Source organism: Algoriphagus sp. TR-M9, from assembly GCF_027594545.1.
Classification (GTDB): domain Bacteria; phylum Bacteroidota; class Bacteroidia; order Cytophagales; family Cyclobacteriaceae; genus Algoriphagus; species Algoriphagus halophytocola.
In genome coordinates, this window is sequence record NZ_CP115160.1 from 1,725,913 (window position 1) to 1,739,526 (window position 13,614).

Below are 13,614 nucleotides of genomic sequence, written 5' to 3' on the forward strand. Positions count from 1 at the left end.
CTACTAAAACAATTACTCCAACTAGAATTTCTTGCCACATGTTTAAGAAAGAATTTGATAAACTATAAATGCGGATACATAGGCCAGTACGGTCATGTAGGCGGTTTGTATCAAAGGCCATTTCCAGCCTTTTGTCTCTCTATATACTACGGCCAAAGTGCTCATACATTGCATGGCAAAGGCATAAAACACCATCAGCGAAAATGCTGTGGCAGTGGTATAGACTTTTTCACCTGTTTCTGGGTTAACTTGCTGATTCAGCTTTTCCCTAATGGTCAGCTCGTCTTCAGTGTCCGAACCTATACTGTAAATAGTAGCAATGGTGGATACGAAAACTTCTCTGGCAGCAAAGGAGGTGATTAAGGCAATTCCTATTTTCCAGTCATATCCGAGAGGTTTGATCACTGGCTCTATCGCTCTTCCCATGATTCCTATAAAGGAGTTTTCCAATAGGAGAGATGCGGTTTCATTTTCCACCTCAGCTATTTGCTCAGGACTAGCTTGTTCTAATTTCACTACGCTTTCTGCACGGATTTGGTCCATCCGCTCTGGTGGTCCGTAGGAAGCCAATACCCACAGGATAACTGAAATCGCCAAGATTACCTTCCCTGCTTCCAATACAAAGGTCTTGGACTTGTTATACATGGTCAGCAGAACATCCAGCCATCTCGGAGCTCGGTAAGTAGGGAGCTCCACCATGAGGAAGCTTTTTTCATCTGACTTCAGGATCTTCTTCAATATAATGGCAGTAAACAAAACTCCCACTACTCCCAATATGTATAGGCCTAATAATGCTACCGCCTGCAAATTGATAAAACCAAGTACGGTTTCGCTGGGTACTACTAGCCCTATCAAGATCACGTATACCGGTAAGCGAGCAGAGCAACTCATCAGCGGAGTTACCATTATAGTGATGATTTTTTCCTTCCAGTTGCCAATATTCCTAGCAGCCATCACACCCGGGATGGCGCATGCCACACCAGAAACCAAAGGAACTATACTTTTGCCATGCAGACCAAAAGGACGCATCCATCTGTCCATCAGAAATACTACCCTGGACATGTAACCGGTGTCTTCCAGAATAGCCAGAAAGCCAAATAACATGGCTATTTGAGGGATAAATATCACCACCCCGCCTATTCCGGGAATAATTCCTTCTGTAATTAAGCTGCTTAGAGGGCCCTCTAGCAAAGCATTGGATACCCATCCGGCAAGGTCTGCAAAGAAGCCGTCGATTAAGTCCATAGGAACTGATGCCCATGCAAAAATGGCTTGAAAAATGAGTAGCAGGATTGCTCCAAATATGAAATACCCAAAAACGGGATGGAGCAAAATCTTATCTATACCGGCTTCCTGCTTTTGGGTGGGGGATTTGACTACAGTCTTTTCTACGATCTCATTGATCTTTTGGTATCGAAGGGAGGTCTCTTCCAGTTGGGCGGCCTCCATGTCGAAATTATGGCTGGCTACAAGTTGGCTCAGCCAAGCACTGTCAGCTGCTGGGATAGCTTTATCCTTGGTGCCAAAGCGCAAAAGCTGATAGGCCTGATAGGTGCTTTTCAAGTTGAATTTCTCCTTGACTTGATTTAGAATGTCAGCTGGCACCACTTCTTCAATGTCCAGGAAAGTATTTTGCTTGCTGAAATTCTGCTGATGGATCAGGTCGCGAATCTGATCTATTCCCTTTTCTCCACGTGCATCTGTACTCAGAATGGGGACGTTCAGGGTTTTGAAGATCTCAAAGGTTTTGATCGAGAGGTTTTTGCGCTTCGCAATATCCGCCATGTTCAGAACTAGCGCCAGATTTAAACCCATATCGATCAGCTGTGTAGCCAAAAACAAACCTCTTGACAGCTGGCAGGAATCTATTACCATCAGTACAAAATCCGGCTGTCCGTGTTGGCTCAGATTATTCAACACTCTATGGGCTATGATTTCATCCTCAGAGTTTGGATATAGGCTGTAAGTCCCCGGCAGGTCAATAATCTCATATTTATGACCAGAGAAATCCATCCAACCGACTTTCTTGTCCACAGTGACACCTGGATAGTTTCCTATTTTTTGCTTCAAGCCTGTGAGCTGATTGAAAATTGTAGACTTCCCTACGTTTGGGTTTCCAATGATCGCGATTTTGGGATACTTGGTAGGGTGTGGGATAGTAGTGGACTCTGACATGAATTAGAGTATTTCGACTTGAATGAGTGAGGCTTCTGTTTTACGAAGGGCAAGAATGGTCTCCTCCAATTTGAAGGCCATAGGACCTCCCATGGGCGCCGAATGCTGTAAGGTGATCACTTTACCCGGCAGAAAACCCAGTTCCATCAGGTTGATTTTCAGTGGGGAATTGGTGACCTCACGTATAATGGCAGAAGAGAAAATGGGGATTGTATCAGCAGTAATAAACATATAGTTGCATAGGTCTTTTGACCGAATGCAAAAATAGAATTATTTGGAATGAATCTAAAGAAAAATAGATAAGATTTTTGTCATGTTTTCATCTTTTATTAGAAAATCCAGTCCTTCTGCCTCTTCCTTTACCGAAAAGCCAGTTTCGTATGTCAATATTCTAGTTTTTTTGGCTAAGCTTTTCCTCTTAGCATCAGATTCCAATACATAAAAGGCAATCCGTATTTTTTGAGCAGCCACATGGAGTACTGTTCTTTCGTGGTGTCCACAAATTTGGAAATCAAAGGATCTGAATCCCGCACATTGTCATACTTGAATTCAGCTAGTACCATTTTGGAATAGCCAGTGACCAGAGGGCAGGATGAATAGCCATTGTAAGAGGCAGCACCCAAGCTGTTGGTTTGGATCATTCCCATGAGGTTTTCCACTAATACCGGTGCTTGCTTACGGATGGCAGCACCGGTTTTGGCTGTTGGCAGTGCTGCTACATCTCCTAGGGAGAATATATTCGGAAAACGCAGGTGTTGTAGTGTATGCTTATCCACATCTACCCAGCCTTTATTAGGTCCATCTTGCATGGAAACCTCAGAGTCCTGGATGAATTTTGGTGCCATCTGAGGTGGAGCAAGGTGCAAAAAATCAAAGGGCATGCGTATTTCTGATTCACCATCTGTCTGCTCTCCCAGTTTTTCGTTCAATTCTATGTCTGTGGTTTTTATACCGGGTTTGATGTATCGAAATGTGATTTCTTTCTTGTCAGGATCTATTCGTACAGGGGAATAGAAGGGCTTAAAAACAATAGCTCGATCTTCGATGATTTGATTCAGGGTTTTAGCAAAATCCGGCACTCCAAAAATAACCGTACCCGGCGTTGCAAAAATCACATTGGTTTTCTCCCTAACTCCGGATTTTCGGAAATATTCCTCAGCCATGTACATGATTTTTTGCGGAGCGCCCCCGCACTTGATAGGAGTTGAAGGCTGGGTGAAAACTGCATTTCCACCTTTAAATTTTTGTAGCATCTCCCAGGTATGTTCTGGGTTTGTATAGTTACTGCAAGCTATCCCTTTTTCCATCGCTTCGGGTAGTCCCTCCAAAAGCTCTGGCGCCATTACCAGACCAGGAGCGACGATCAAAAAATCATAGGTGATGTGCCCAGAGTTTTTGGTTGCAACGGTGTTCTTCTTTGGAAGTACTTGAGTCGCGTAGTCTTTGATCCATTTCACGCCCTTTGGAATATAATCTGCCTCCTCTCGTATGGTGTCTTTGAAGTGATAGGTACCGGCCCCCACCAAAGTCCAGGCAGGTTGATAAAAATGCTTTTCTGAAGGTTCTATGATGGCAATGGGTAGTTTGGCATCTTGTCTTTTAAGTTGGGCGGCCACAGTGATACCTGCTGTACCACCTCCTATGATTACTACTTGAAAGTGACTCATGGCTAGAAGTGTTATTTAACCCAATGTATAGCATCTGCCCAAAGGAAATTGTGATATTTATCACTTAAGCGAAATTTACTTTTATTGATATGCAATAAAAATATTACGGTTTTTGTGGTTGGTTTACTGGATATTGCTAAAGTAAATCATTACATTAATGTTCTATTTTTCAGGGTGTTAACGCTATTTTTCGTTTTTTTAAAATAGTTAATTTTCCTCCTGTGAATAATACATGAAGTCTTACTTTTAATCCTTTTTATCATGGAAAAAGACCAGCTGGAAATGCTTTTGTCCAATGTGTTTGGGCATTTGAATGCAGAAAAAGGTTCTGAGAAAAAACAGTGGGAGGAAGGTGTTCCCTTATTGGCAAAGTCCTTATTGATCCAAAACAGTGAAGAGGTCAAGCCGGAGTCCTTTAGTTTTGAAAATACAGAGTTGTTCTTTCAGGATAGGGTACCGAAGAAAAAAATTGAATTGATCCAAAAGGAGGTTCAGAAAGCCAAAGTTTCGGAAAAGGAACCAAGGCTCAAGGCTTTTGTACGCGACGTACCTATTCGTACCACACAGATCAAAACCAGTGTTCCTAAATGGGCTGCTGGGGCCAAGGTAGAAAAGTCCATAGGGCCACTCACGCGTCTGGACGGAAGGGTGATCACCATAGATTTTTATAAGGTCACCAAGTTGATCGGCATTTATCAGCAAAACAGTAATCTGCCGGTGATTTTGTTTAAAGCTACTTTCCAAGAGGCAATCGCCAAACCTATCAATGCCCCGGCCATACAAGTCAGCAAGACTTATGATGTAGCTCCTGGTAGTTTTTACATACGAGCTGACATGTTAGCTAGCAATGCTCCGAATACCAGGTATGTAGGCTTGAAGGTAAGTGACGGAAAAATACAGCTCAGTGCAAATCCAGTCCTTCAAGGTGAAAAACTAGTTTTGGCAGCTAATACCACTGTGCAAGTCTCCTTGGAATTAGAACAGACAACGGCAGCTTCCAAAGCAAAATCCAAGCATGGAAGAGATGCTTTTGAGGCAAAAGTTCAGACACCGGCTACCATTGCTATTTCCTTTTCAGGCGCTTCCAAAGCACAAATTCATGATAGCGCAAATGCCCAATGGGCTGTCTATGGGCAGGTAGCCTCCTTTGCCAAAATCAAAAAAGCGCCTACCTACGATGCACAGCTTTCCAGGCTATTGATCCCTTATTCTTGTTCAGAAAATCTTTTTGAACCCAAAAAACAAAGTAGTCCAATGGTGAAGCTTCAGGAGTCGGCTCCAGTGAGCAATTCCTTTTGGGCTATCCCTGCGGCAGAACTAGATCTAGCAGCACCCTTGGAAGTGGCAGGTTGTGGAGGCATTTTACAAGTGTTAAAGTCAGGGTTGAAGTTTAAATGGAAAGGACTGGAAGGCAAGAGTCTTAAACTGGTGAAACCGCAGCTTCTCGTTGAAAACGGAAGGATCGCAATCACGGATTTGGTTTCAGATGGAGAGGGAGCTTTCCAGACTATCGACCACTGGAAAGACGAACAAAATGATCATGGGACCTCCATTTCACTTGCTTTAAACAAAAGTGCCACCTTTCTCTATAATTCTTTAGCTGAAGGTGCCGAGATGCTGGTAGGGCTCGCCAATGCCCAGATCAAGGTGGACAGACCTTTGCAGGTAAGCGGGCTACCTGTGGCTGTTAAAACCAAAAATTCAGCATTGGTATTGGCTGGGACAGATGCCAAGAAATTGATTTACCTGTTTGATGACAATATTTTGTGGGACAACAAGTTGCCATTTGATAAAGTCCCCGATTTTAAAAGTATAGCCATAGCGCTGGAAAATGCTCTATTTACCATTTCTCCCGTAAATGGAGCCTTGGTTTTTGGGGAGTGTACAGAGGATTGGACCAGGATAGTTAAAAGCCAGACTTTCTTGGTTTTTGGAATGCTCAGCTATTTGCCTACCCTTCCTGATCCCTATGCTGCCAATCTTGGTGTTTTCGCCAGACAGTTTGGAGACAAAAGAAAAGTAATAGATGGTATTAGGAGTTGGCTGGTATGTCAAATCAGCCAAGAACCCTTAGATGAAAAAGTAGATAAGGTGGAGACCAAGTTCCATTTTGGTCCGAACAATACTTCTGCGTCAAAACCAACAGGCGTGGCAGGAGAGGTTAATAGTGATTTAGTGAAAAGTGTGACCCAACCGCAGCCTGTGGTGGGAACTTTGAAGTCCAGTTCTGCTCCCAAATCTGCCGCTAGTGACAATTCGCTTCCACCCTATGAGGAGCAATTAGGGGCATTTACTAGAATTTTTGAGCAGGATTATTTCGCCCTACTGGATGTCAGCTCCAATGCAAACCAGATAGGCGTGAGTATGGGGCTGCCCAATCGCCAACGAGTAGTGACCGGTGTGGCTCATTCAGTGGGTGATGGACAGGCGAGCATCTCACAGACGAATAGTCAAATGATTTCCGTGGAAGGGATGCAGGTGATCGCACCAGGTGCGATGACCAGACTTTTCATGATGCCTCAAGTGGCTTGGGAACCGGTTTTCAACCTGACTCCACCAGCCCCAGGAAAGCCGGGGGATCCTCCAATGCTTTTTAACTATTATCCAAATGACGGTGGACCAACTCGATTTATAAACAGCCATGCCGAGAGGATAGCAGTTTCTCCTAAACCCTTGGTGGATTTTATTTTAGATAAATATCAGAAGCAGGAAACTCCGGTAAACACCTTGTTTACTTTACCATTTGGGCTGAAAGCAATGGCTGAGCTCTCGCACACCAATGAACGGGAAAGCATCAAACCTACACTTGACAATGTCAGGCCAAATTTCCCGAACGATATGCAGGGAGGGATACAGATTCGGGCCACAGCTGGGGATTATGGTAAGAAATTCAATAATGAGCCGAAGAAAAATGATCTCCCCATGTTTGCAGGGTTTACCGTGCAGCTTGCAAATGTACTTGGACTGGGGGGCAATGCTACCGGTGCCAGTACATTAGGTCAAAGTGTCACTGAAATATTCAACGGAGAGTTTTTTGTGGATCAGGCAAATCCTTCGCAAGTGACCGGAAGGGGAGTTCCTGTAAGCAAAATAGACTTTTCAGGCTATGGAGCTTCTGCTTTCAGTAACTGGCTGAGTCCATCTGCTGCGATCGCCCAGACCAGTCAGGCGAGATTTGATATAATGATGGGCAGGACAGGCCATGAGGTGATCCAGGTGAAGAGTATAGTTTACCCCTGGGGTATACGAGTGGTCCGAACCATTACATTATTCAGGACAAGCTCAGGATTTGTTTACCGGACGGACAGCGGATGGCAGCCAGAATCCGATGGAGTATTTGATTTTAGATATAAATACATTGACAAAACAGTTGCCGGAAATCCGGAAGTGGAAGAGGCACCTTATGAGCTACACCCCGGCACTTTGAGAGGGTTGTTTAATATTTCAAACATTCAAGAAGACGGGACAGTAGCGGATTATGTAGCAAAAAACAACATTGTCCAAAACCAGAACTACATCAATGTCTTTGGCGAGAAGGTCAATAATAACGGGCCTGCATTTGATCAGGAAGTGAAATGTGTGGCAGTGTATTTTGATGCAGATATAGCTGTAGAAAATCTGGTGAAAGGCCATAAGAATGGACGCACCCCAGCCAAAAAGATTTTAGGTTATGTACAGTTGTCTCCTCCTGGTATTCCTTTAACACCAAATCAACTTAGGGGATTGCTTACCCTTCAGGGTGGTCAAATGGGCGGAGATATCAACTGCGTAATGGATGTCAATAACTCCGGGCAATTGATGCAAATCAATAGATTTGATATTTCTCATTCTGAAAAACCTGGGAATCCTAGTGACCAACCGATTTTTGTGGCGGCTACCCGCGGATCAGTTTTATTGCCAAAAGACGGCAGCTGGAGTATGGTGCAGCATGAGACCGGTTCTGGAGAGGTGACGCCCCTGCCACCGCATATTCCTATTCCACTCATACGGGTTGGAGAGTGGGATAAGCAGACTGTAGTGAAAAATACAGACGTTGCCAATAAATTATTACGCTTGGCTCACCCAACTGAGATTCTCAGAAATCCTGTGGAGGCCACTATAAATTATGGTTTTCTTCAGAGTACAGCCACGCAAAAGGCACTTTTCCTGACTCCTAGCTATAAAAAAGGCATTTCCAAATTGATGAGTAAAACGCCTCCTATTTTTTCGGATGCTTACAAGTTGATGAATGGAAGCAGTATTTTCCCGAATGTAGGAGATGCCTATTCCAATTATGGAAAGGCTATGGCGCTCTTGGATGGGGTGGATGAGCAGGGAAATAAAGTGAAAGCTTTTATCGAAAATGCTGCACAGGATGGAGGTAGAAAAGTACTTGAACTCATGGAGATTACTGCGAAGGAAGAAGCGGGAAAAGTGGTGGACAAGGGCTTTAAGCTGCTCTCAGGTGAGGCAAACGCTACACTGAATAAAGCCTTGGCGTTTGATGTGCCAAACTTCGATCCATTGTACCTGGTGGACATGGATGCGCTGAAAATTTACATTGAATACAAAGCAACTCAAGGAGCTCCCGGAAATAAACAATATGTGGACTCTAAGTTGAATTTTGATGTGGATTCATTTGCCAATGATCTCGCTGATACTTGGAAGAGTAAGGTTAACAATGTAGGGATGGTAGTTGACCTGGGGTCATTTGAGCGCTTGATGACCATCAAGGGAAATTTTGATGCGGCTAAGGGCAAAGAATCCGGCTATGCAGGCGATAAAGATAATCCGGGGCCACTGGATGGAATACCATTACCTGAGGTGGAATTTAGCCCTGCGCTAGAGCCTGTAATTGAGCTTTTACAGATGCTCGCTGCACTCAGTACCGGAGATTATGGAGCGGTCATGCGCAAAGGTCTACAGATTGCAATGAGTAATGCCGGAGAAATCTGGGAATATAAGTTTGAGGCAACCAAAGAGATACCCCTGATTCGATTCCCGCCGGAGGATTCGGTTTATAATTCCCCACAATGTCCGCTTAGGTTAGAAGCTGGGCTAGCTTTGGGAGTATATTTTAATGCCGCACTTAAAGTCACCAATGATCCAAAACAACTACTACCTACAGCTGGAGGTTTTGTGCAGTTCAATGGAGGATTGGAGGTCATGTGCGTCACAGTGGGGGCAGCCACCATTTACGCAGTGGGTTCGGTAGAAGTGAAGATTGCATGCGACACTAAAATAGGGCCAAGTCTGATGATGAAATTTGGCTTTGGAGCCAATATTTCGGTGGGTCTTCCAGTGGTCGGAAATGTGAGTGTGACCTACATGGTAGGTTGTGAAATGTATGCCGATGCCAATGTTATAGAGGTGACCGCATTTATGCTTTTCAAAGGGCATGCAAATATCCTCGGCGGAATAGTAAGTGTGACAATTTACATAGAAGCCAGTGGCACCGTGAAGCGAATCTCTAGTCCTGAGCGAACCGATTGTACTGCCTCTGTCACCTTCGGGCTGGACATCAGCATATGCTTTATTATCAATATAAGTTTCGAAGAGACCTGGCAGGAAAGCCGTCAAATCGCCTAATTTTTTAACACAAAAACTCAAGTTATGGAACCTAAAAGATTATTGTCCTTAATGACTTTTCCGCAGCGTTATGATGGAAATACGCTGACTGTAAATATTGTGGTGGTCCCACGGAATACTAATCCATTTTCGAACTGGGCAACGGGTTTGCCAAACCCCGCAAATGTCCCGGGCTTTGCCGATTTTCAGCCGGAATTTACTTTGTCCATAGTGCGTGGTACAGATGATTTTCCGCTGAGTAATGCTACGGCTCCAAGTAGGATACCGATAGTAGAACCAGTTAAAATCACAGCTGCTACGAACAAGGCAGAGATCATCAAGAAGGTAGCAGATGCCATGCCTCTGCCGATTACCGATAATTCAGATAAGCTGCCAGACCCAGTTCCGGTGGAAAAAAGTATCAAGAAATATCTACCTAAAACCTACCGCAACAGCTTTAACTTCACGCAGCCTAGACACCCCAATGCCATTACTGATGATGGGTATTCTTGTGCTGTGAGAGATAAGGTGCCAACGGTAAACTATAAGCCTAGAACCAAACTGAGCTGGGGTAAGGTGTTTGCAAATATATTGCGTCAGCCATTGCTGGCAAAAGCATGTGGGATGATCTATGAAGTGAAGCTTGAGGTGAAAGCAGAATGGTTTGAAAATGGTTGGTATTTGTATGCCGATATAGTCAATGATCCTTATGCTACAGCGCAGACAGGGCTCTTAGAGCATGCAGATGGTCCTCTGATTAAGCGATATGCTGCCAAAATCCCCGAGTTAGTGGAGGGAGAGAGTAGACCGGTTTTCGCCCCGGTACTATTCCCTGTACTTTATAAAAAAGCCACTGACCCCAGCGAACCTCTACCACTTGGGCCTTGGGATGAATTATTCATAGAGGCTCAAACTTACAATGATGGCTTTGCCAAAATAGTACACGCCAATCAGCCCGTAAGTGGAAATTTATTGGAGGAAACTCCGGATGAATTACCTCCTCAATCTGACGCAGGAATTAGACTGGGCTGGGATGATGAGCAAATACTGGTTTGGTACCTCCGCCAGATGATAGAAAATCCATCTAACCCAGGATCTAAGGAACGCATTGATGCACCTTTGGGAGTGATGGGGTATCATATCGATGTGCGTGCAGCAAAACCAGGGGCTGTCTGGGAAAGCCTCAATAATATTGCTATCAATGAGTCTGCTAACATGTTCAAAGGACAGTTGGAAGCAAGTACCACCGAATTGCCTTACCAAGTTTATCCCAATAAAATCTCTGGGCCTAACAGTGATCATTATTGGTTGCCAATGTACTATGCACATTGGATTGGTAAAAATCTGGTGACAGAAGATAAAGATGCCTTAGAAATCTATAGAAATGATCAGGATAATGGAGGGATTCAGGACGAGGTTCAGGATAAGAAAGTGGTACAAAATAAGGCGCTAATTCCGGTACCTTTGGAAACTGAACTTCGCTATGGAAATACCTATGAATTTAGGATTAGAATGACTGATATATCCGGAGGCGGGCCCAGCCTTACGGATAATCCACTCAATGACGCTCCAAGCCCGGAAACCAGCGTTTCATTCAAGAGATTTGTCAACCCAGCCATGCTGAGGGTGGAGAAGCCAGAGGAGATCAGAAGTAACCAAAGAACCTATTTCAATGCTGTGGATAATGATGAAACTGAATTTGATTCAAATCCTAGTTTCGTGATCCAAAGACCCCTATTGGAATACCCTGCGGTAGTTTTCACCAATAAGTATCAGGCACTGGGTCAGGATCCTATCGCAATGTTGAAGGCCTTAGATTTTCAGCCAGATGGGCTAAAGCCGGCACTTCCGGATCCAGATGTGACCAAGGTTAAGGTGCGTGTCGAAGTGAAGTCTCTCCGTATGGATACCCAGCTCAGCCAAAAAGGAGATGATAGTTATATAACTTTATACGAAACAGCGCGGGCATTTCCAGAGCAATTTGAGGGAACACTGACTATCCCTATGGAGTTTATTGATGTTCCTGTGTTGAATTTAGGCGAGCCGGCCAATCCTTTTTTGAGGGATGACTTATTGATTGATGATATCAACGGCATGGAAGGTTTGGTGCTGCCAAGCGGTAGACATATAAGGATTTCCCTTCGAGCTGTGGCTGAAAGTCAGGAAGCCCCTGAAAGTTATTTTGGCATCATAGATGATGTGGAAGACCAGGATAGCAGGTTTGGTAAGAATATGCAGTTTATGCTGTACAAAGAACCTACGGCTGAGTTGGATTTGCTCCAGCAATTTGAAGATGTCCCACCGGTTCAAGCCCTATTTCTCAAACCAGATGCAGTGCCTACTATCAAAGGAAATATTTATAACTCCCTGCTGAGAAGGACTGCTGAGGAGAACCAAGCTGGAGTGGTGGAAAGATTGGCCAATGCACTAGGCGTTGAAGCCAAAGGGTTGACCCTAGTGGCACCGAAAGGAGAGCGCATAGCATTTGGCTGTAGTTCTAGAATTAGGCATACTTTGGCTCCTGACGGAAGCTCTATCACCTTTGCAACTAAATCCGATCTTTATAATCAATGGTTGGCTACTTTGAGTTATAAACTCAATAGAGATTGGGCTTGGGATTCTTTGGACGATGTGTCATTTGTCATAGAAAGGGAATTTAAATTTCGAAAGGATTTAAATTCAGAGTCCAGGAAGAATTCCTATCTGGGTGATATTGAGCTTAAGCATACGGTTTCTTTTGAGGCATTACAGCCGGATAGATTTGATGCTGTAAACAGAAATTACACCCGCATCATTTATATAGACGCCCTGGACCCGAAGAACGAACTGAAGCAAAATAACGGTGACCTTAGGTTCCCTGACGAATTGTGGGCCACATACAAAATCAAACCAAAGGTGAGAGTCGGCCATCCTCAACCTGAGGAACTGGAAACAGATCAGTTGACCTTACCTACCGTTTTACCACCTGCACAGGTGCCGAAAATAGTGAGTGTGGGAATAGCTTTTTCTCCATATGAAAGAACGGAGGACTATAGTTCTTCAGAAGCCAGAAAACGCTATTTGTGGGTTGAATTTGATCAACCTGTAGAAAATCCTGACGATACCTATTATTGCCGAATGCTGGGAAATGCTCCTGATCAATTGTTGGCAAGCAACGAGGGCGATCAACTGGTACCGCCAGAAGAAGCCCCAATCAGTCTGGATCCTGAGTTGACACGGCAGATAATACCAGGGCAAAGTGATGACAAGGCAGGAATGGGAGCTATGCAGCCTATGATCAAGGCCAGCGATAGCGAAACGCATTATATTCTACCCATCCCTCCGGGCATGCATGCCGAAAGTGCAGAGATGTTCGGGTTTTTCACTTATGAATTCCGGGTTGGGCATGGGCATTGGCCTGATCGCGAGGATAATCTCTGGTCCACAGCGCAAGGTAGGTATGGTAGACCATTGCGGGTAACTGGAATTCAGCACCCGGCGCCTACTTTGCTTTGCTCATTGAACAGAAGTAAAAATCACTTATACGTCAGTGCGCCTTTTGCCAAAGCGGTTCATCAGGGAAAGAATGTGACCTCCAAACCTCCAAGAACAAGTCTTTGGACTCTGGTGTATGCTCAGGTAGCTCAGGCCGATGGCAAGGATCATAGAAATATCCTGCTTGGAGAGATTGAAATGAAAATAGGAGTTAGAATTAATACGGATCCTAAACGCCTAAAAGAAATCAATGATTTGACGCAGCAGGTTTATTTTAAACCTACTATTGGTGATTATACTACAGGAAGCGTTACGCTAAATCCCAATATGATCAGAATCGGGAATCAAATAGCTTCGATCAAAGATCAGCATCCTGTAGGGACTGCTACTGTCACTTCGCAAGAAATCGCAGATAAACTGAAATCAATGGGGCTGCCCGAGGATAGTCCTTTGAGTGTTTTGGTAGTGGAGGTTTTTGGCAACATTACCAATATCCACGATCATATGGCGCAATATAGAAACATGCGGGCTGGTGAAGCAGTAGCCAATGAAGTAAGAGAAGGATTAAAGGCAAAGAAAACAGCCACCAACTTGGTCTCGGAGATCAGGCCTTTAAGTCGAGGGCTAGGACACTTCAGGATCCTGAGAACCTCTCCGCTTACGAAGGTTCCATTCGTATGCTGCCCTACTTGCTAAGGACTTTGAAGTTGAACTCCCGGATTTATCTGGGAGTTTTTTTATTAAAAGGCAA

The 13,614-nt window shown here is 44.3% G+C and carries 5 protein-coding genes; 2 read left to right on the top strand and 3 right to left on the bottom strand.

From position 1 onward, the window contains the following. Window positions 1-42 precede the first annotated feature (42 nt). The 3 genes from feoB to PBT90_RS07590 form a co-directional block, all read right to left on the bottom strand. Window positions 43-2,175 carry a ferrous iron transport protein B gene (gene feoB, locus PBT90_RS07580; RefSeq protein ID WP_264809786.1) on the bottom strand — a complete coding sequence of 711 codons (2,133 nt, stop codon included), beginning with the start codon at window positions 2,173-2,175 and terminating at the stop codon, window positions 43-45. 3 nt (window positions 2,176-2,178) lie between these two features. Further along, a complete protein-coding gene (locus PBT90_RS07585; RefSeq protein ID WP_264809787.1) occupies window positions 2,179-2,406 on the bottom strand; it encodes a FeoA family protein in 228 nt (75 codons plus the stop codon). 173 nt (window positions 2,407-2,579) lie between these two features. Continuing rightward, complete coding sequence (locus tag PBT90_RS07590) at window positions 2,580-3,842, bottom strand: NAD(P)/FAD-dependent oxidoreductase (protein ID WP_270132501.1); 1,263 nt, start codon at window positions 3,840-3,842, stop codon at window positions 2,580-2,582. Window positions 3,843-4,103: 261 nt separating this feature from the next. Between PBT90_RS07590 and PBT90_RS07595 the strand changes: the two genes are divergently transcribed. Together PBT90_RS07595 and PBT90_RS07600 are read left to right on the top strand one after the other, a co-directional pair. After that, window positions 4,104-9,410 (top strand): hypothetical protein, encoded by a 5,307-nt coding sequence (locus tag PBT90_RS07595; RefSeq protein WP_270132505.1) that lies wholly within the window; start codon window positions 4,104-4,106, stop codon window positions 9,408-9,410. Window positions 9,411-9,434: 24 nt separating this feature from the next. Then, on the top strand, window positions 9,435-13,559 hold the full coding sequence (locus PBT90_RS07600; protein WP_270132507.1) for a hypothetical protein: 4,125 nt from the start codon (window positions 9,435-9,437) through the stop codon (window positions 13,557-13,559). The last annotated feature ends 55 nt before the right edge of the window (window positions 13,560-13,614 follow it).